This is a genomic window from Agrococcus sp. TSP3-2-1 (genome assembly GCF_049897585.1).
GTDB lineage: Bacteria > Actinomycetota > Actinomycetes > Actinomycetales > Microbacteriaceae > Agrococcus.
The window spans coordinates 291,030-309,385 of record NZ_JAFCWN010000001.1; the positions used below are offsets into that span (position 1 = coordinate 291,030).

The 18,356-nt window shown below is 72.2% G+C and carries 14 protein-coding genes and 1 tRNA gene; 9 read left to right on the forward strand and 6 right to left on the reverse strand.

The window, feature by feature from the left end:
• Positions 1–27 precede the first annotated feature (27 nt).
• The 5 genes from topA to ACP7BI_RS01560 all read left to right on the forward strand — a co-directional run bounded on the left by topA (position 28) and on the right by ACP7BI_RS01560 (position 8,019).
• Positions 28–2,730, forward strand: a complete 2,703-nt coding sequence (gene topA / locus ACP7BI_RS01540; RefSeq protein WP_425843545.1) for a type I DNA topoisomerase — start codon at positions 28–30, stop codon at positions 2,728–2,730.
• Complete coding sequence (gene tmk, locus ACP7BI_RS01545) at positions 2,727–3,359, forward strand: dTMP kinase (protein WP_425843218.1); 633 nt, start codon at positions 2,727–2,729, stop codon at positions 3,357–3,359. Before topA ends, tmk begins: the two co-directional genes overlap by 4 nt.
• 19 nt (positions 3,360–3,378) lie before the next feature.
• Positions 3,379–4,539, forward strand: a complete 1,161-nt coding sequence (locus ACP7BI_RS01550; protein WP_026372594.1) for a DNA polymerase III subunit delta' — start codon at positions 3,379–3,381, stop codon at positions 4,537–4,539.
• 37 nt (positions 4,540–4,576) lie between these two features.
• A complete protein-coding gene (locus tag ACP7BI_RS01555) occupies positions 4,577–6,148 on the forward strand; it encodes an alpha/beta hydrolase (RefSeq protein ID WP_425843220.1) in 1,572 nt (523 codons plus the stop codon).
• Positions 6,149–6,297: 149 nt separating this feature from the next.
• The gene (locus tag ACP7BI_RS01560; protein ID WP_425843222.1) at positions 6,298–8,019 is read left to right on the forward strand and encodes a DUF222 domain-containing protein; all 1,722 of its coding nucleotides are present in this window, start codon (positions 6,298–6,300) and stop codon (positions 8,017–8,019) included.
• A 23-nt stretch (positions 8,020–8,042) separates the two neighbouring features.
• Here ACP7BI_RS01560 and ACP7BI_RS01565 read toward each other — a convergent pair whose 3' ends face one another.
• Entirely contained in the window at positions 8,043–10,460 is a 2,418-nt protein-coding gene (locus ACP7BI_RS01565) for a phosphoketolase family protein (RefSeq protein WP_425843224.1), read from the reverse strand.
• A 90-nt stretch (positions 10,461–10,550) separates the two neighbouring features.
• Here ACP7BI_RS01565 and ACP7BI_RS01570 point away from each other — a divergent pair.
• A tRNA-Thr gene (locus ACP7BI_RS01570) sits at positions 10,551–10,626 on the forward strand.
• Between the two features lie 47 nt (positions 10,627–10,673).
• Here ACP7BI_RS01570 and ACP7BI_RS01575 read toward each other — a convergent pair.
• Genes ACP7BI_RS01575 through ACP7BI_RS01585 form a run of 3 tightly spaced genes read right to left on the reverse strand, consistent with a single transcriptional unit; the run spans position 10,674 to position 11,744 of the window.
• Positions 10,674–11,066, reverse strand: coding sequence for a VOC family protein (locus ACP7BI_RS01575; RefSeq protein ID WP_425843226.1), 393 nt, complete (start codon positions 11,064–11,066; stop codon positions 10,674–10,676).
• 43 nt (positions 11,067–11,109) lie between these two features.
• Positions 11,110–11,496 carry a type II toxin-antitoxin system VapC family toxin gene (locus tag ACP7BI_RS01580; protein ID WP_425843228.1) on the reverse strand — a complete coding sequence of 129 codons (387 nt, stop codon included), beginning with the start codon at positions 11,494–11,496 and terminating at the stop codon, positions 11,110–11,112.
• Entirely contained in the window at positions 11,493–11,744 is a 252-nt protein-coding gene (locus tag ACP7BI_RS01585) for a type II toxin-antitoxin system Phd/YefM family antitoxin (protein WP_425843229.1), read from the reverse strand. The genes ACP7BI_RS01580 and ACP7BI_RS01585 overlap by 4 nt, the downstream gene beginning before the upstream one ends.
• A gap of 51 nt (positions 11,745–11,795) precedes the next feature.
• On the opposite strand from ACP7BI_RS01585, the gene ACP7BI_RS01590 reads away from it, so the two are divergent.
• The 3 genes from ACP7BI_RS01590 (at position 11,796) to ACP7BI_RS01600 (ending at position 16,252) form a co-directional block, all read left to right on the forward strand.
• Positions 11,796–12,368, forward strand: a complete 573-nt coding sequence (locus ACP7BI_RS01590; RefSeq protein WP_425843231.1) for a nicotinamidase — start codon at positions 11,796–11,798, stop codon at positions 12,366–12,368.
• Between the two features lie 107 nt (positions 12,369–12,475).
• Positions 12,476–14,683 (forward strand): MMPL family transporter, encoded by a 2,208-nt coding sequence (locus ACP7BI_RS01595; RefSeq protein WP_425843233.1) that lies wholly within the window; start codon positions 12,476–12,478, stop codon positions 14,681–14,683.
• Positions 14,684–14,767: 84 nt separating this feature from the next.
• Complete coding sequence (locus tag ACP7BI_RS01600) at positions 14,768–16,252, forward strand: NAD-dependent succinate-semialdehyde dehydrogenase (protein WP_425843235.1); 1,485 nt, start codon at positions 14,768–14,770, stop codon at positions 16,250–16,252.
• Positions 16,253–16,312: 60 nt separating this feature from the next.
• Here the strand turns inward: ACP7BI_RS01600 and ACP7BI_RS01605 are convergent, their stop codons facing one another.
• A complete protein-coding gene (locus tag ACP7BI_RS01605) occupies positions 16,313–18,103 on the reverse strand; it encodes an ABC transporter ATP-binding protein (protein WP_425843237.1) in 1,791 nt (596 codons plus the stop codon).
• A gap of 28 nt (positions 18,104–18,131) precedes the next feature.
• Positions 18,132–18,335 carry an AsnC family protein gene (locus ACP7BI_RS01610; protein WP_425843239.1) on the reverse strand — a complete coding sequence of 68 codons (204 nt, stop codon included), beginning with the start codon at positions 18,333–18,335 and terminating at the stop codon, positions 18,132–18,134.
• Positions 18,336–18,356: the final 21 nt, after the last annotated feature.

The following is an 18,356-nucleotide window of genomic DNA, read 5'->3' on the forward strand; positions in this document are numbered from 1 at the left end:
CCTACCTATAGAGCAGTGAGCGTGAGCATGGGCAAGAAGCTCGTTATCGTCGAGTCCCCGGCGAAGGGAAAGACGATCGAGCGGTACCTCGGCGAGGGCTACCAGGTGCTGGCCTCCGTCGGCCACATCCGCGACCTCGTGAGCCCCCGAGACCTGCCCGCCGACCTCAAGAAGGGCGCCTTCGGCAAGTTCGCCGTCGACGTCGACAACGGCTTCGCGCCCTACTACGTCGTGAGCGACGAGAAGAAGAAGACCGTCTCCGAGCTCAAGAAGGCGCTCAAGGACGCCGACGAGCTCATCCTCGCGACGGATGAGGACCGCGAGGGCGAGGCCATCGCGTGGCACCTGCTCGAAGTGCTCAAGCCCAAGGTGCCGGTCAAGCGGATGGTGTTCCACGAGATCACCAAGGACGCGATCGAGCAGGCCAAGGACCAGTTGCGCGAGCTCAACATGCCGCTCGTCGACGCGCAGGAGACGCGCCGCATCCTCGACCGGCTCTACGGCTACGAGGTGAGCCCCGTGCTGTGGCGCAAGGTGCGGCAGGGCCTGTCGGCCGGTCGCGTGCAGTCGCCGACCGCGCGCCTCATCGTCGACCGCGAGCGCGAGCGCATGGCGTTCGTGCCCGCCGCCTACTGGAGCCTTGCCGCGCAGTTCGAGGCCGAGGGATCGCGCTTCGGCGCCCGCCTCGTGCGGCTCGACGGCGCGCGCGTCGCGACCGGCAGCGACTTCGACGACCGCGGTCAGATCAAGGGCGTCCGCACGATCCTCGACCAGGAGGCCGCCGAGTCGCTCGCGAGCGAGCTCGAGCTGGCCGCCTTCCAGGTCGCGAGCGTCGAGTCGAAGCCCTACCGCCGTCGTCCCTCGGCGCCCTTCACGACCTCGACCCTCCAGCAGGAGGCCGGCCGCAAGCTCAAGCTCTCGGCGAAGCAGACGATGTCGGTCGCGCAGTCGCTGTACGAGCAGGGCTACATCACCTACATGCGCACCGACTCGCCCGCGCTCTCGGCGCAGGCGATCAAGGCGGCGCGTGAGCAGGCGACCGCGCTCTACGGCAAGGGATCGATCCCGCAGGCCGCGCGCCACTACTCGGGCAAGTCGAAGTCGGCGCAGGAGGCGCACGAGGCGATCCGCCCCTCGGGCGACGCCTTCCGCACCCCGGCCGACGTCAAGGCATCCCTCACCCCGAACGAGCACCGCCTCTACGAGCTCATCTGGAAGCGCACCGTCGCGAGCCAGATGATCGATGCGACGGGTCAGACCGCGACCATCACGATCGCCTCGGAGAAGACGAGCCGCGGGGTCGCCGAGTTCACCGCGTCCGGCACCGTCATCACCGAGCCGGGCTTCCTGCACGCCTACGAGGAGGGCAAGGACGCCTCGCGCTACGCGGAGGACGCCGAGGGCGACGCGAACCTGCCCGACGTCAAGGAGTCCGACCCCGTCTCGCTCGTCGAGCTCGAGCGCAAGGACCACGTCACGACGCCCCCGCCGCGCTACACCGAGGCGAGCCTCGTGAAGGCGCTCGAGGAGCTCGAGATCGGCCGCCCGTCGACGTACGCCTCGATCATCGACACGATCGTGCGGCGCGGCTTCGTCACGCTGCGCGGCGGCGCCCTCGTGCCGAACTGGATCGCGTTCTCGACCATCAAGCTGCTCGAGGACAACCTCGGCGACTACGTCGACTACGACTTCACCGCAGAGATGCTCGCCGACCTCGACCGCATCGCCGACGGCGACCTCGACCGGCAGGAGTGGCTGCGCCGCTTCTACTTCGGGAGCGACGAGCGCCCGGGCCTCAAGAGCACGGTCGAGAACCTCGGCGACATCGACGCGCGCGCGGTCAACTCGATCCCGGTCGCCGATGGCGTCACGCTGCGCGTCGGCCAGTACGGGCCCTACCTCGAGGGCCAGGACGCCGACGGCGAGGTCAAGCGCGCCAACATCCCCGAGGACCTCACGCCTGACCAGCTCACCCCCGAGAAGGCCGCGGAGCTCTTCGCCGCCGAGCCGGCCGAGGACCGCGTGCTCGGGCAGCACCCCGAGACCGGGCTCGACGTCGTCGTGAAGAACGGCCGCTTCGGCCCGTACATCGAGGAGGCGCTGCCGGTCGAGCTCGACGACGAGGGCAAGCCCGTCGCGCCCAAGAAGGGCAAGGCGGCGCCGAAGCCGCGCCGCGCGTCGCTCTTCAAGTCGATGGAGCCGGAGTCGGTCGACCTGCCGACGGCGCTCAAGCTGCTGTCGCTGCCGCGCGTCGTGGGCGTCGACCCGGAGTCGGGCGAGGAGATCTCCGCCCGCCCGGGCCGCTACGGACCGTTCCTCTCGAAGGGCACCGACACCCGCTCGCTCGACGACGAGGACCAGATCTTCTCGATCACGCTCGAGCAGGCGCTCGAGCGCTTCGCGCAGCCGAAGTACGGCGCGCGGAAGGCCGCGAGCGCGCTCAAGGAGTTCGACGCCGACCCCGTGTCGGGCAAGCCCGTGAAGGTGCGCGACGGCCGCTTCGGCCCCTACGTCACCGACGGCGAGACGAATGCGACGATCCCGCGAGGCGAGGACGTCGAGGGCATCACCTTCGAGCGCGCGATCGAGCTGCTGCAGATCAAGCGCGAGAAGGGGCCGGCGAAGAAGCCCGCGCGGAAGCCCGCGGCGAAGAAGCCGGCCGCCAAGAAGCCGGCCGCGAAGAAGGCGCCCGTGAAGAAGCCCGCGGCGAAGAAGCCCACCGAGTCGTGACCGGCGCGTTCATCACCCTCGAGGGCGGCGACGGCTCCGGCAAGTCGACGCAAGCGGGGATGCTCGTGGCGGCGCTCGAGGCGGAGGGCCGCTCGGTCGTGCGCACGCGCGAGCCCGGCGGCACCGAGCTCGGCGTCGAGATCCGCCGGCTCGTGCAGCACACCGACGGCCACGTCGCCCCGCGCGCCGAGGCGCTGCTCTACGCCGCCGACCGCGCGCAGCACGTCGCGACGCTCGTGCGCCCCGCGCTCGAGCGCGGCGACGTCGTCGTGCAGGACCGCTACCTCGATTCGTCCGTCGCCTACCAGGGCGCCGGTCGGGAGCTCGACGGGCGGCAGATCCGCGACCTCTCGCTCTGGGCGGTCGACGGGCTGCTGCCGCACCTGACGATCCTGCTCGACCTCGATCCCGCCGACGGGCGCGAGCGGATGGCCGCTCGCGAGGACGCGCCGTTCGACCGGCTCGAGCAGACGGGCCTCGACTTCGCGCAGCGCGTCCGCGCCGCCTACCTCGCCCTCGCCGAGGCCGAGCCGGCGCGCTTCGCCGTCGTCGACGCATCCGGGAGCCCCGAGGCTGTGCACGAGCGCGTCATGTCGCACGTGCGTGGGATGCTCGCTGCCGGACGCTGAGCGAGAGCCAGGGGGAGCGATGGGCGGCTGGAGCGAGATCGTCGGCCAGGCCGACGCGGTCGCGCAGCTGCGCCGCGCCGCCGCGGCCGATGCGGAGGGCGACGAGCACGGCGCGATGACGCACGCGTGGCTGCTCACCGGTCCGCCCGGATCGGGTCGCTCGAACCTCGCGTACGCGTTCGCCGCGGCGCTGCTCTCGGGCCCCGACGGCATCGAGCCGGAGGTCGAGACGCTCGTCGAGGCGCGCACGCACCCCGACCTCGTCACGCTCTCGACCGAGGGCGTGCTCATCACGATCGCGCAAGCGAGGGCGGTCGTGCAGCGCGCTTCCCTCGCGCCCTCGACCGCCCGCTACCGGGTGGTCGTGGTCGAGGACGCCGACCGGATGGCCGAGCGCACCTCGAACGCGCTGCTGAAGGCGCTCGAGGAGCCGCCGCCCGAGACGGTGTGGATCCTCTGCGCGCCGAGCGAGGCCGACCTGCTGCCGACGATCCGCTCGCGCGTGCGCACCGTCAACCTGCAGGTGCCCGACCCGGTCGAGGTCGCGCGGCTGCTCGTCGAGCGCGACCGCGTCGACCCGGGCGTCGCCGAGCGCGCCGCCCGGGAGGCGCAGAGCCACATCGGCATGGCGCGCCGGCTCGCGACGAGCGAGGAGGCGCGCGCCCGGCGTGCCGAGACGCTGCAGATCGCGATGCGCGTCTCGACCGCCTCGTCGGCGGTGCTCGCCGCCGCGCGCTACGTCGAGATCGCGACCGCCGACGCCGACGCGCTCTCGGCCGAGCGCGACGAGGCCGAGCGCGCGCAAGCGCTGCGGCAGCTCGGCGTCGAGCCGGGCGGCACCGTGCCGCCGCAGCTGCGACGGCAGCTCAAGGAGCTGGAGGACGCGCAGAAGCAGCGCGCGAAGCGCGGCATGCGCGACGGCGTCGACCGCATCCTCGTCGACCTGCTCTCGCTCTACCGCGACATCCTCATCACCCAGCTCGGCGTCGGCCGCGAGCTCGTGAACGAGGCGATGCGGCCGACCGTGCAGGCGGCGGCCGACTACCTCGCGCGCGCGTCGGTCATCGACGTGCTCGACCAGATCCGCGTCGCGCGCGAGCGCATCGAGGCGAACGTGCCGCCGCTGCTCGCGCTCGAGGCGATGCTCGTGAGCGCCGCGCGCGCCGCGCAGCGCCGCTGATGCGGCTCGCATAGCCGCGCCGAATACCGTAGGAACCATGCATCGCTCTCGCGGCCCGGCCGCCCTCGCGGTCGCGGCCGCCGCGCTCCTCGCGCTCACCGGCTGCCTCGTCCTGCCGGCCCCGCCCGCGGCTGCGCCGCCGACCGGCCAGAGCAGCGTCGCGGGGCCGCAGTGGGCGCCGACCGGGGAGGACGCCGCGCCCGGGCTCGAGCAGTACTACGGACAGGACGTCGACTGGGCGTCGTGCGGCGGCAGCTGGTGCGGCACGATCACCGCGCCGATGGACTGGTTCGGCTCCGTCGACGACGACATCGAGCTCTCGGTCGTCGTGGCCCCCGCGACCGGCGAGCGCGAGGGCGCGATCCTCTACAACCCCGGCGGCCCCGGCGCATCCGGCGTCGACTACGTCTCGCAGTACGCCGACTACCTGCTCCCGCCGCAGGTGCGGGAGCACTACGACCTGGTCGGCTTCGACCCCCGCGGGGTCGGCGGCTCGACGCCCATCTCCTGCTACGACGACCCGCAGGAGTTCTACGACTGGATGTGGGGGCTCCCCGACGGCCCCGCGCCTGAGCCGCTGAGCGACGAGGACCTGCAGCTGCAGCTCGAGTCGGCGCAGTGGTTCGCCGACGCGTGCCTCGAGCACACCGGCCCCTACCTCGAGTTCGTCGGCACCGAGCAGGTCGCGAGCGACATGGACCTCATGCGGGCGCTGCTCGGCGAGGAGCGGCTCAACTACCTCGGCGTCTCGTACGGCACGCTCATCGGCTCGACCTACGCCGACCTCTTCCCCGAGAACGTCGGCCGCATGGTGCTCGACGCCGCGGTCGCGCCCGACCGCTCCGAGTTCGAGGGCACCCTCTTCCAGGCCGCGGGCTTCGAGCTCGCGTACGGCAACTTCGTCGCCGACTGCCTGCGGCAGCGCGACTGCCCCTTCACCGGCACGCAGGAGGAGGCGCTCGAGCAGACCCGCGCGCTCATCGACGGGCTCGACGCCGACCCGATCGAGGTGGCCGACGGCCGGCAGCTCGGCTCCGGCGCGTTCTTCATCGCCATCGCGGCCAACCTCTACAGCGACCTGCAGTGGCAGGTGCTGCGCGGCGTGATCGCCGACGTGATGTCGGGCAGCGGCGAGAGCGCGTACGCCGAAGCGGATGCGTACTACGGCGTGCGCCCGGACGGCACGTTCGAGGACAACTCCTACGAGGCGCTCGTGTCGGTCAGCTGCCTCGACGCGCCGGCCGTGACGGACTTCGACGAGGTGCGCGCGAACGGCGCCGAGGTCATGGCGGCTGCGCCGACGCTCGGGCCCGGCTTCGTCGGGCTCAGCAGCTGCGCCGCGTGGCCGTTCGAGGCGACGCGCGAGCCGCACCCGATCACCGCGCCCGGCGCCGACCCGATCATCGTGATCGGCGGTCGCAACGACCCGGCGACGCCCTACGAGCAAGCCGTGGCGCTCGCGGACATGCTCGAGTCGGGCGTGCTCATCTCGGTCGACGCCGAGGGCCACGGGCAGTACTACGCGCCGATGCCGAACGCGTGCGTCGATCGGCCTGTGAACGAGTACTTCCTGACCGGGGTCGCGCCGACCGCCGATCTCGACTGCTGAGCGCTCGCTCCGCGGTCGACCGTGACGGGCGCTGCCTCGTCACAGCTCGTGCGGCGAGGCATGTGGGTGGTCACCCCTAGTGTTCGCGCAAGCGAGGTCGGGAGTGGATGTGGGTGGCCACACCTACTCTGCTCGCAAGGGAGGCAGCGATGTCGAGCACCGAGCAGGCCAGAGCGGCGGTCGAGGCCGCTCGGGCGCTGCTCGCGGGTGCTCCCGCGTTCGCTCGAGCCTCGAGCGGCGACGTGGTGGAGATCCTCGGCTGCGTCGCGGAGCTGACCCGCGTTGCTGAGGCTCTGCAGGTGCGGCTCGCGCACGAGGTCGAGGAGCGCTCGCAGGGCCCTGTCGACGAGCCGCTGTGCCTGCTGCTCGGTGCCCGGCATCCGAAGGAAGCGCTCGGGCGGGCGTTCGGCATGCGCCCGGGCCGCGCGCTCGACCTGCTCGTCATGGCGCGGGCGACGTCCCCGTCGATCGGGATCACCGGCGCCGACATCCCGGCGAAGTACCCGGCGGTCGCGGCTGGGCTCGCGACGGGTGACCTCTCGTTCGCGCAGGCGCAGGCGATCGTCTCGACCTTGGAGCCGGCAGCGCCGCGCGCCGACGTCGAGCAGCTTCGCGTCGCGGAGCAGTCGCTCGTCGGTCACGCGACCGACCCGGGCATGCCGCTGCCGCCGGAGCAGCTGACGGTGCTCGCGCGCCGCTGCGTGGCGCTGCTGGATCCGGACGGGGTGCTGCCGAACGATGAGCGGCAGCGGGCGATGCGGTACTTGCGCGTCCGGCAGCAGTCCGACGGGTCATGGCTGACGACCATGCGCTCGCCCGCCGAGGAGGGCTCCAAGCTCAAGGCGATGGCGGATGCGTGGGGCGGTCCTCGCGTCAAGGTCGCCTTCCACGACGACCGCTGCGCGCGAGGCGGCTGCGACGGCACCGACTGCGACGGGACGGTCGAGGGGGAACCGTCGCTCGACGACCGCACGCCGGAGCAGAAGGGGCACGACGCGGTCATCGCGCTGATCACGGCGCACGCCGGCTCCGGCGACGCGCCGGTCGCCGGCGGCGAGCCGCCCGTGCTCACCTACGTCGGCACCATCGACGCGTACGACGCCCACCGGCAGGGCCTGTCCCACCCCGAGCGGACCCTCACGATCGAGCACACCGGCAGCCTGGTGCCGATCGAGGGCGTCGACCAGCTCCTCTGCCACGCCGCCATCGAGCAGCTGATCGTCGACGAGCACGGCCACCCGCTGTGGCTCGGCCGCACCAAGCGCATCTTCAACCGCGCGCAGCGGCGCGCGCTCGCCAAGCGCGACAAGGGCTGCCGCGTGCCCGGCTGCGGCATGCCGGCCGCCTGGTGCGAAGCGCACCACATCGTGCCCTGGCAGCTCGGCGGCAAGACCGACATCGACAACGGCATCCTCGTCTGCAGCTTTCATCACCACGAGATCCACGCCGGCCGACTGCGAGTCGAGAAGGCGGGACCGGGGCCGGGCCAGTGGCGGATCGTCGCCGAGCTCCAGCCCGCTCGCACCCGCACCGCCGTCCTCGGGATGACGGGTACCGTCGAGCCGGAGCCCGTGATCCGCACCGATGGTCCGTGGCGCCTCGCGGCGACCGCGCCGCCCTCGCTCGCCGTGCGCCTCCCCGAGGTGCACGAGCACGGCGTGGAGCTGCGCCGCGCGGTCACCGCCGCATCCGACGAGCCGGGCCCCGTCGGAGTGGTCGAGCCATCCGTCCGCCGACCCCGGCGACACCGGCAGCCGAGCATCGTGACCGAGCGGCGGCTCCGCGCACTGCTCGAGCGGCACGGCCGTGCTCGCCAGCATCCCGCACGCGCCGATCTGCTGCCGACACCCAGGATCGTGCTGCGCCGCTGATCCGCGGGCGGGACCGCGGAGCGTTACTCCGCGGGCCCGTCGCCTTGCCACAGCCAGTCGGCGACCTCGGGAATGTCGACGCCGTGCTCGCGAGTGTATGCACGGGCGCGAGCGCGCGCATCCGCCCACTCCTCGAGCACGTCCGCGCACGACTCTGCCAGGCCCGGCACGCGCTCGACGACGTCCATCGCGAGCCGGTAGCGATCGAGGTCGTTCAGCATCACCATGTCGAACGGCGTCGTCGTCGTGCCGCGCTCGACGTAGCCGCGCACGTGCAGGTCGTCGTGCACCGCGCGCTTGTAGGTGAGCCGGTGGATGAGCCACGGGTAACCGTGGTACGCGAAGACCACCGGCCGGTCGCGCGTGAAGATCGCGTCGAATTCGGCGTCGGGCAATCCGTGCGGATGCTGCCCCTCGCTCTGCAGGCGGGTGAGGTCGACGACGTTCACGACCCGCAGCGACAGCTCGGGCACGCGCTCGCGCAGCAGCGACGCGGCGGCGAGCACCTCGAGCGTCGGGACGTCGCCCGCGGCCGCGAGCACGGCATCCGGGGCCCGGTCCGCCGTCTCGGTGCCCGCCCACGGCAGCACGCCGAGCCCGCGCTCGCAGTGCGCGGTCGCCTCGGGCATCGAGAGCCACTGCGGCGCTGGCTGCTTGCCCGCGACGACGACGTTGACGTAGCCGGTCGAGCGCAAGCAGTGGTCGGCAGTCGAGAGCAGGGTGTTCGCGTCGAACGGCAGGTAGACGCGCACGACCTCCGGGCTCTTGTTGAGCGCGACGTCGATGAAGCCCGGGTCCTGGTGGCTGAAGCCGTTGTGGTCCTGCCGCCACACGTGGCTCGAGAGCAGCGTGTTGAGGCTCGCGATCGGCTCGCGCCACGGTACGCGCGCGGCCGACTCGAGCCACTTCGCGTGCTGGCCGACCATCGAGTCGACGATGTGCGCGAACGCCTCGTAGGTGTTGAACAGCCCGTGGCGGCCGGTGAGCAGGTAGCCCTCGAGCCAGCCCTGGCAGAGGTGCTCGCTCAGCACCTCCATCACCCGACCGGTCGGCGCGAGGTGCTCGTCGCCGGGCAGCGTCTCGGCGTTCCACTGCCGGTCGGTCGACGCGTAGACGTTCGGCGCGAGGCGATTGGATGCGGTCTCGTCCGGCCCGAAGATGCGGAACGTCTCGGGGTTGTCGCGGATGACCTCGGCGAGCCACGCGCCGAGGATCGCGGTCGCCTCGGCGTCGTCGGCGCCGCGCGCGTCCGCACGGACCTCGGCCGCGTGGCCGCGGACGTCGGGGAGCCGCAGCGGCTCTCGCGCCGCGCCGCCGTTCGCGACCGGGATCGCGCCCATCCGCAGCTCGCCCTCCGGCGCGTGGCTCGCGACGAGCGGCACGGGCGCGCCGCGGTCGTCGAACAGCTCGTCCGGGCGGTAGGAGCGCAGCCACTCGGCGAGCAGCTCCCGGTGCGCGTCGTCGTCCCGCACGCCGGAGAGCGGCACCTGGTGCGCTCGCCACGTGCCCTCGATGCGGGTGCCGTCGACCTCGCTTGGGCCGGTCCATCCCTTCGGGCTGCGCAGCACGATCATGGGCCAGGCCGGGCGAGCGGTGAGCCGGCCCGCCGACGCATCCGCCTTGATCGTAGCGATCCGGTCGACCGCATCGTCGAGCACCGCGGCGAAGCGCCCGTGCGCCTCGAGCGGCGGCTCGCCGTCGGTGCCGACCTCGACGACGAGCGGCTCGTGCCCGTAGCCGCGCATGAGCGCGACGAGCTCCTCCTCGGGGATGCGGGCGAGCAGCGTCGGGTTCGCGATCTTGTAGCCGTTGAGGTGCAGGATCGGCAGCACGGCGCCGTCGGCGGCGAGGTTCAGCAGCTTGTTGCTGTGCCACGACGCGGCGAGCGGCCCCGTCTCGGCCTCGCCGTCGCCGATGACGCACGCGACGAGCAGGTCGGGATCGTCGAACGCCGCGCCGTAGGCATGCGCGAGCGAGTAGCCGAGCTCTCCGCCTTCGTTGATCGAGCCGGGGGTCTCGGGCGCCGTGTGGCTCGGGATGCCCCCGGGGAACGAGAACTGCCGGAAGAGCCGCTGCATGCCGCCTGCGTCGAGGCTCACGTCGGGGTAGCGCTCGCTGTAGACGCCCTCGAGGTAGGTGGCCGCGACGACCCCCGGGCCGCCGTGACCGGGACCGGTGACGAAGAGCGTGCGCTGGCGGCGCTCGCGGATCATGCGGTTGAGGTGCGCCTGCACGAACGTGAGGCCTGGCGTCGTGCCCCAGTGGCCGAGCAGCCGCGGCTTGAGGTGCTCGCGCTCGAGCGGCTCGCGCAGCAGCGGATTCGCGAGCAGGTAGATCTGCCCGACGCTCAGGTAGTTCGCCGCGCGCCACCACGCGTCGACCTGCTCGAGGTCGGATGCGGTGGGCTCGGCCCGTCGGAGCTGCCACGCGGTCGCCGTCATGCGTCGAGCCTGGGGGAGCGTGCGCGGGCCGGTCAAGCGTTCGCCGGGGGCTCTGGGCATGCGGTAGTATCGTTGATCGTGCCTCGGCACGCCGCCTTAGCTCAGTCGGCAGAGCGATTCACTCGTAATGAATAGGTCCGGAGTTCGATTCTCCGAGGCGGCACCAGCACGAAGGCCCCGCGACAACGGGGCCTTCGCCGTCTCTGCCCTCGCCTACGCTCGCGCGATGCCCGCCTCCTCGGCGGGCGTCCCGAGCACGCAGAACTCGTTCCCCTCCGGGTCGGCCAGCACGACCCATCCGCCGTCCTCGAGTCCGCGGCGGTCGTCGACGATGCTCGCGCCGAGCCCGACGATGCGTGCGACCTCCGCATCGCACGTCGTGCCGACCGGGCGCAGGCACATGTGCATGCGGTTCTTCACGACCTTGGGCTCCGGCACCTTGAGGAACTCGAGCCAGCGGCCGCCCGGGCCGCGCAGCTCGGCCTCGTGCTCGTTCCACGCGCCGTCGGGCATCACCTCGAAGTCGTCGAGCACCTGCGACCACCACTGCGCCTGGGCGATGGGGTCGGATGCGTCGAAGCAGAAGTTGGCCGTGCGCGACACCATGGCGGTCACGATAGTGGCGGCGATCGCCGGGCGGAACGATGCGTCAGGAGGGGGCGACCACTGCGAGGCCGATGGACCGCGCGGCGTCTGCGAGCCGATCGTCGTACGTCGCCATCGCATCGACGCCGAGCCGCAGCGCGCCGGCCAGGTGCAGAGCATCGAGCGAGCGCAGCGTCGCTCCCGGCAGGATGCCGGCCTCGCGGTAGAGGCTGGCGGACGGCTCGTAGAGCGATACCCCGTCCAGGATCGACGAGACGGCCATCTGAGGCACGTCGCGCCGGACCGCGAGCCGACGCAACTCGGTCTCGAGCAGGAGCGTGGCGACGAGCTCGACCGACGCGTCGTCCGCCCATTCCGCGAGCGCGGCCGACTCGGGCTCCTCGATGAGCAGCTTGGCTGCAGCGGAGGTGTCGAGGTACGCGAGTGTCACCGCTCGCCCCGCAGGTCCTCGAGGTCGTCGGCGGAGCGCCCAGCGATCAGGTGTCGACGCAGCGCAGCGAAGCCGCCGTGCCGCGAGGCCCGTCGAGCGATCGGCAGATCGGTCGGGACGCGCTCCACAGGGACGAGCCGTGCGACTGCGGTCCCGTGGTTCGTGACGGTGAAGGACTCGCCGGCGGCCACTGCTCGCAGCACCTCGCTGCTGCGGTTTCGCATCTCGCGGTGGCTGATCGATTCCATGCGTGGAGCGTAGCACCGCGTAGCACGAAGGCTTCGTCGTACCCTGGGGCCATGGCCAAGGGCATCCTGATCGTCGACGTGCAGAACGACTTCACCGAGGGAGGCGCGCTCGGCACCGAGGGCGGAGCGGCGGTCGCCGCCGCCATCACCGAGCACCTGCGCACGCACTCCTACGACCTCGTCGTCGCGAGCCGCGACTGGCACGACGCCGAGGGCGACAATGGCGGCCACTTCGCAGCCGGGGAACCCGACTTCGTCGGCACCTGGCCCGTGCACTGCGTCGCAGGCACGCCCGGCGCCGAGTACCACCCGGCGCTCGACGCGCTCGCGATCGACGTGCACATCAAGAAGGGGCAGGGCAAGCCCGCGTACTCCGCGTTCGAGGGCACGACCGACGAGGGGGAGACGCTGGGCGAGGTGCTCGAGGAGCAGGGCATCGACGAGCTCGACGTCGTCGGCATCGCGACCGACTACTGCGTGAAGGCGTCGGCGCTCGACGGCGCGCTCGCCGGCCTGACCGTGACCGTCATCGACGCGCTCACGTCGGCCGTGTCGCCCGAGACGCGCGCGACGGCGCTCGACGAGATGCGCGACGGCGGCGTGCAGGTCACGCGCCGACACTAGCTCGAAGGTGTACTTGCCCTCCATGTAGGCCGCCTGTCGTTCAAGACGGTTTCGGAGCGATCGCCTTGCGGCCTTTACGTAGAGCGCCTAACAGATAGACTGGCTAAGTGTCCGCGCGATCCACGCCCCACTCGTCGTCCTCCTGGCGCGTGCCCAGGTGGCTGCGCGTCCTCCTCCCCGCGGTCCTGATCCTCGGTTGGCTCGCTGCCGCCGGCGTCGGCGGGCCGACCTTCGGGAGCCTCTCGAGCGTCGTGTCGAACGACCAGTCGAGCTTCCTGCCGTCGAGCGCGGAGTCGACGCTCGTGCAGGAGCAGCTCGGCGAGTTCCTCGGCGACGACGAGATCCCCGCGATCGTGGTGGCCGCCTCCGACGACGAGCTCGACGCATCCGCGGTGGAGTCGGTCACCGCGCTGCAGGAGGAGATCGCAGGGCTCGAGGGCGTCGTGCGGGCGTCGCCGGTCGTGCCGAGCGAGGACGGGCAGGCGGCGCAGATCGTGGCGCTGCTCGACAGCTCGGGTGCGTCGGGCGAGGTGGGCGACCTCGTCGGCGAGCTGCGAGCGCTCGTGGCGGACACCGATATCGGTGCCGGCGTCGAGTCGAAGGTCACCGGCCCGGCCGGCTTCACCGCCGACATCGCCGAGGCCTTCGGCGGCATCGACGGGCTGCTGCTGCTCGTCGCGCTCGCCGCCGTGCTCGTGATCCTCGTGATCGTCTACCGCTCGCCGCTGCTGCCGATCCTCGTGCTCTTCACGTCGGTCGCCGCCCTGTGCCTCGCGATCCTCGTGGTCTTCGAGCTGGCGAAGGCGGATGTGCTCACGCTCAGCGGACAGACGCAGGGCATCCTCTTCATCCTCGTCGTGGGTGCGGCGACCGACTACGGCCTGCTCTACACGGCGCGCTTCCGCGAGGCGCTCGGGCAGACGCGGTCGAGGTGGCAGGCGACCGTCGCCGCGCTCAAGGGCTCGTTCGAGCCGATCATCGCCTCGGGCGGCACCGTCATCGCCGGCCTCCTGTGCCTGCTGCTGAGCGACCTCGTCTCGAACCAGCAGCTCGGCCCGGTCGCGGCGATCGGCATCGCCGCCTCGATCCTCGCGGGCCTCACCCTGCTGCCGGCGCTGCTGCTCGCCTTCGGCCGCGTCGCCTTCTGGCCCGTCGCGCCGACCCCTGAGAAGCCGCGCGTCAAGGCTGACGGCAAGGGCCTCTGGGGAGCCGTCTCGAACCTCGTCGACCGCCGCGCCCGCACGGTGTGGATCGTCACGGCGCTCGTGCTCGGTGCCGGTGCGCTCGGCGTCACGCAGCTGCGCGCCGAGGGCGTGCCCTCGAGCGACTTCGTCGTCGGTGAGTCGGAGGCTCGCGACGGTCAGGCGCTCCTCTCGCAGCACTTCCCCGGCGGCTCTGGCACGCCCACGCAGATCGTCACTCCCGAGAGGGAGCTCGACGCGGTCGCCGAGGCGGTCGTCGACATCGACGGCGTCGAGAGCCTCGCGCTCGCGAGCGAGGACTCGCCCTCGGGCACCCTCCCGTGGCCGGCCGATCCCGCGTCGCCGTTCGCCGCATTCGAGCCCACGGTCGTCGACGGCAGCGTGCTCCTGCAGGCGACGCTCGTCGACGCCCCGGACTCGACCGAGGCGCAGGAGGTCGTGCGCGAGATCCGCCAGGCGGCGCACGACGTCACCGACGAGGCGCTCGTCGGCGGCACGACCGCGACCGCGATCGACACGAACGACGCATCCTCGAGGGACCGCGCCGTCATCATCCCGATCGTGCTGCTCGTCATCGGGCTCATCCTGATGGTGCTGCTGCGCTCGATCGTCGCCGCGGCGATGCTGCTGGCCACGACCGTGCTCTCGTACTACACGGCGCTCGGCGTCGGTGCGCTCATCCTGCAGGGGCTCGGCATCCCCGACATGGATCCCGCAGTGCCGCTGTTCGCATTCGTCTTCCTGGTCGCGCTCGGTGTCGACTACAACATCTTCCTCATGACGCGCGTGCGCGAAGAGGTGGGCAAGCGCGGTCATCGCGCAGGCGTGCTGCGCGGGCTGCGAGTGACGGGCGGTGTGATCACCTCGGCCGGCGTCGTGCTCGCGGCGACGTTCGCAGCGCTCGGCGTCATCCCGGTGCTGTTCCTGCTGCAGCTCGCGATCATCGTGGCGCTCGGCGTGCTCATCGACACGACGCTCGTGCGCTCGCTGCTCGTGCCGGCGCTCGCCCTCGACATCGGTCCGAAGACGTGGTGGCCGTCGAAGCTCGCGAAGGAGCCGCGCACGGGTGCGAGCGCGGAACCCGAGCCGGAGCGGGAGCGCGTCGAAGCGTAGGCTGGTGGGGTGGCGTCGTCGCGATGGCGCGTCAGCCCCGATCGCATGCGATCACTCCCGATCCCTCTCGACCAAGGAGTCCCCATGAGCGTGACCCAGACGACATCGAGCCGCGAGGCGGAGGTGCTCGACGCCGTCCACGGCAAGCTGTTCATCGGCGGCGAGTGGATCGACGGCGAGCAGGGCACCATCGAGGTGCGCGACCCCGCCACGGGGGAGGTCATCAAGGAGATCGCGAACGGGTCCGTCGAGGACGGCGTGCGCGCGCTCGACGCGGCGGTCGCCGCTCAGGACGCCTGGGCCCGCACGCCGGCGCGCGTGCGCGGCGAGATCCTGCGGAAGGCGTTCGACCTGCTGCAGGAGCGCAAGGAGGAGTTCGCGCTCCTGATGACGATGGAGATGGGCAAGCCGCTCGCGGAGGCGCGCGGCGAGGTCGCCTACGGTGGCGAGTTCCTGCGCTGGTTCTCGGAGGAGGCGGTGCGCATCGACGGCCGCTACTCGATGACGCCGGAGGGCACCGGCCAGATGATCGTCACGCACCGCCCGGTCGGCCCGTGCTTCCTCATCACGCCCTGGAACTTCCCGCTCGCGATGGCGACGCGCAAGCTCGGCCCGGCGCTCGCGGCCGGCTGCACCGCGGTCGTGAAGCCGGCGACGCTCACGCCGCTCACGACGCTCGCGATCGTCGCGCTGCTCGAGGAGGCGGGGCTGCCCAAGGGCGTCGTCAACGTCATCACGACGAAGTCGACCGGCGCGCTCTCGGAGCGGCTGCTCGCCGACCCGCGGCTGCGGAAGGTCTCCTTCACCGGCTCGACGCCCGTCGGCGTGCAGCTGCTGAAGCAGGCGGCGGACAACGTGCTGAAGTCGTCGATGGAGCTCGGCGGCAACGCGCCGTTCGTCGTCTTCGAGGACGCGGACCTGGACAAGGCGGTCGAGGGCGCGCTGCTCGCGAAGTTCCGCAACATCGGCCAGGCCTGCACCGCGGCGAACCGGTTCATCGTGCACGAGTCGGTCGCCGATGAGTTCTCGCGCCGCATCGGCGAGGCGGTCAAGGCCATGAAGATCGGCCGCGGCACCGAGGAGGGTGTGCAGATCGGGCCGCTCGTCGAGGACAAGGCCGTCGACAACGCGGTGCGGCTCGTCGAGTCGGCCGTCGGCGACGGCGCGACGCTCGTCACGGGCGGCAAGGCGATCGAGGGCCCCGGCTCGTTCTTCGAGCCGACCGTGCTCGACGGCGTCACCGCGGACATGGCCGTCTCGATCGAGGAGATCTTCGGCCCGGTCGTCGCGATCCAGCGCTTCTCGACCGAGGAGGACGCCGTGCGGCTCGCGAACGCGACCGAGTACGGCCTCGTCGGCTACGTGTTCACCGAGGACACGAAGCGCGGCCAGCGGATGATCGACCTGATCGACACCGGCATGATGGGCCTCAACGTCGGCGTCGTCTCGAACGCCGCCGGCCCCTTCGGCGGCGTGAAGCAATCGGGCCTCGGCCGCGAGGGCGGCGCCGAGGGCATCCACGAGTACCTCGAGACCAAGTACACGCTCATGCCGAACCCGTTCGCCTGAGCTGATCCCTGAGGCGCGCCGGTCCGCATCAGCGGGCCGGCGCTCTCCGTCTCGGGACGGCTACTCGGCGACCGCGGCGGGTGCGAGCAGCTGGTGCGCCGCGAGCTCGCGGTAGAGCGGCGACGAGTCGAGCAGCTCCTCGTGGGTGCCGCGCGCGAGCACGCGGCCGCCGTCGAGCACGACGATCTGGTCGGCGTCGACGACCGTCGCAAGCCGGTGCGCGATCACGAGCGTCGTGCGGCCCTCGCTCGCGACGTCGAGCGCCGCCTTGAGCGACGCCTCGTTGCGCGCGTCGAGGTTGGCGGTCGACTCGTCGAGCAGCAGCACGGGCGTCGCCGCGAGCAGGGCCCGTGCGATCGCGAGCCGCTGCCGCTCGCCGCCCGAGAGCAGCACGCCGGCCTCGCCGACCTCGGTGTCGAGGCCCTGCTGCGAGCGGCGCACGAGGTCGCCGAGGTTGACGGCGTCGAGCGCCTCGAGCAGCCGCTCGTCGGTCGCGTCGGGCGCGCCGAGCCGGAGGTTCTCGCGCAGCGAGCCGGCGAGCGCCGGAGCGTCCTGCTCGACGTAGCCGATGAGCGAGCGGAGGCTCTCGCGATCGACGTCGCGCACGTCGCTGCCGCCGACGACGACGCGGCCGGCGGTCGCGTCGTAGAAGCGCTCGATGAGCGCGAACGTCGTCGACTTGCCCGCACCCGAGGGGCCGACGAGCGCCGTGCGCGAGCCTGCGGGCACCTCGAACGAGACGTCCTCGAGCACGGTGCGCGGCTCGTCGGCCGAGGGGTAGGCGAAGGTCACGCCGTCGAAGGCGACCATGGGCGCACCCGCGCGAGGCTCGAGCGCGACGCGCGCATCCGCATCCGCCTCGGACGGGAGCCGCACGATCTCCTGGATGCGGCCGAGCGCGCCGAGCGCGACGCTCACCGCCGAGATCGCGCCGGCGAGCTGGCCGAGCGGCATGATCATGAGGAACAGGAACAGCAGGAAGCCGACGAGCTGCGAGATGGCGATCTCGCCCGTCGCGACCCGCAGGCCGCCGACGCCCAGCACGACGAGGAACGCGAGCTGCACGGCGATGCCGAAGATCGGCACGACGAGCGCCGAGATGCGAGCGACCCGCACGCCCGCGCGGAAGGCGTCGCCCGCCCGCTCGCCGATGCCGTCGACCTCGCGCGCGGTCGCACCCGCGGCGCGCACCGTGCGCACGGCGCTGATCGCGCGCTCGAGCGCGCTCGTGAGGTGCCCGACCTGCTCCTGCGCAGCGCCGGAGGCACGCGTGAGGAGCGGCATGACGACGAGCATCGCGCCGATCGCGACCGCGAGCACGAGCACGGTGAGGCCGAGCAGCAGCGGATCGATGATGAGCATCGCGATCACGGCGCCGACGAGCGTGAGCACGCCGCCGATCGACTCGACGAGGCCCTGCGTGAGCACCGCGCGCAGCAGCGTCGTGTCGCTGCCGACGCGGCTCACGAGGTCGCCGACCCGGCGCGCGTCGAACTCGGCGATCGGCAGCCGCAGCATCGAGCCGACGAGCGTGCGGCGCGTGCGCAGCACGACGTGCTCGCCGAGCACCTGCAGCAGGAAGTGCTGGAAGCCGTCGACGACCGCGCCGATGACGACGACCGCGAGCAGCAGCCACGGCAACCACTCGAGCGGCCGCGACTGCTCGACGCGCGCGATGAGCTCCTGCGCCATGAGCGGCTGGGCGAGGGCGAACGCCGCGCCGAGCACCGAGAGCACGATCGCACCGGCGAGCAGCCCCTTCTTCGGGAAGAGGTAGGGCAGCAGCTCGCGCACGCTCGCGCGCGGTCCGTCGTCGCCCCGGCGTCGGAGCATCCCGCGTCGCTCGCTCATGTCTCGCTTCCGTCGTCGTGCGCGGCCGTCACCGCTTGCCGTGCTTCTTGTGCACCGCCTGGCGGCTCACGCCGAGCGCGTCGGCGATCGCCTGCCAGGGGAACCCCTCCATTCTCGCGCGTCTCGCGAGCGCCGATTCCTCGCGCTCGAGATCGCGCCGCGTCGCGGCGAGCGCCGCGAGCTCCTCGAGCACCCCGCGAGGCTGCTCACCGGTCGCCGTCGCCTCGTCCATGCGTCAACCGTAGTTGACACG

Excerpts from the sequence above, each read along its gene's own strand:
- topA (WP_425843545.1), top strand. The coding sequence starts at position 28 with ATGGGCAAGAAGCTCGTTATCGTCGAGTCCCCGGCGAAGGGAAAGACG.
- ACP7BI_RS01550 (WP_026372594.1), top strand. The coding sequence starts at position 3,379 with ATGGGCGGCTGGAGCGAGATCGTCGGCCAGGCCGACGCGGTCGCGCAG.
- ACP7BI_RS01555 (WP_425843220.1), top strand. The coding sequence starts at position 4,577 with ATGCATCGCTCTCGCGGCCCGGCCGCCCTCGCGGTCGCGGCCGCCGCG.
- ACP7BI_RS01560 (WP_425843222.1), top strand. The coding sequence starts at position 6,298 with ATGTCGAGCACCGAGCAGGCCAGAGCGGCGGTCGAGGCCGCTCGGGCG.
- ACP7BI_RS01565 (WP_425843224.1), bottom strand. The coding sequence starts at position 10,460 with ATGACGGCGACCGCGTGGCAGCTCCGACGGGCCGAGCCCACCGCATCC.
- ACP7BI_RS01575 (WP_425843226.1), bottom strand. The coding sequence starts at position 11,066 with ATGGTGTCGCGCACGGCCAACTTCTGCTTCGACGCATCCGACCCCATC.
- ACP7BI_RS01585 (WP_425843229.1), bottom strand. The coding sequence starts at position 11,744 with ATGGAATCGATCAGCCACCGCGAGATGCGAAACCGCAGCAGCGAGGTG.
- ACP7BI_RS01590 (WP_425843231.1), top strand. The coding sequence starts at position 11,796 with ATGGCCAAGGGCATCCTGATCGTCGACGTGCAGAACGACTTCACCGAG.
- ACP7BI_RS01600 (WP_425843235.1), top strand. The coding sequence starts at position 14,768 with ATGAGCGTGACCCAGACGACATCGAGCCGCGAGGCGGAGGTGCTCGAC.
- ACP7BI_RS01605 (WP_425843237.1), bottom strand. The coding sequence starts at position 18,103 with ATGAGCGAGCGACGCGGGATGCTCCGACGCCGGGGCGACGACGGACCG.
- ACP7BI_RS01610 (WP_425843239.1), bottom strand. The coding sequence starts at position 18,335 with ATGGACGAGGCGACGGCGACCGGTGAGCAGCCTCGCGGGGTGCTCGAG.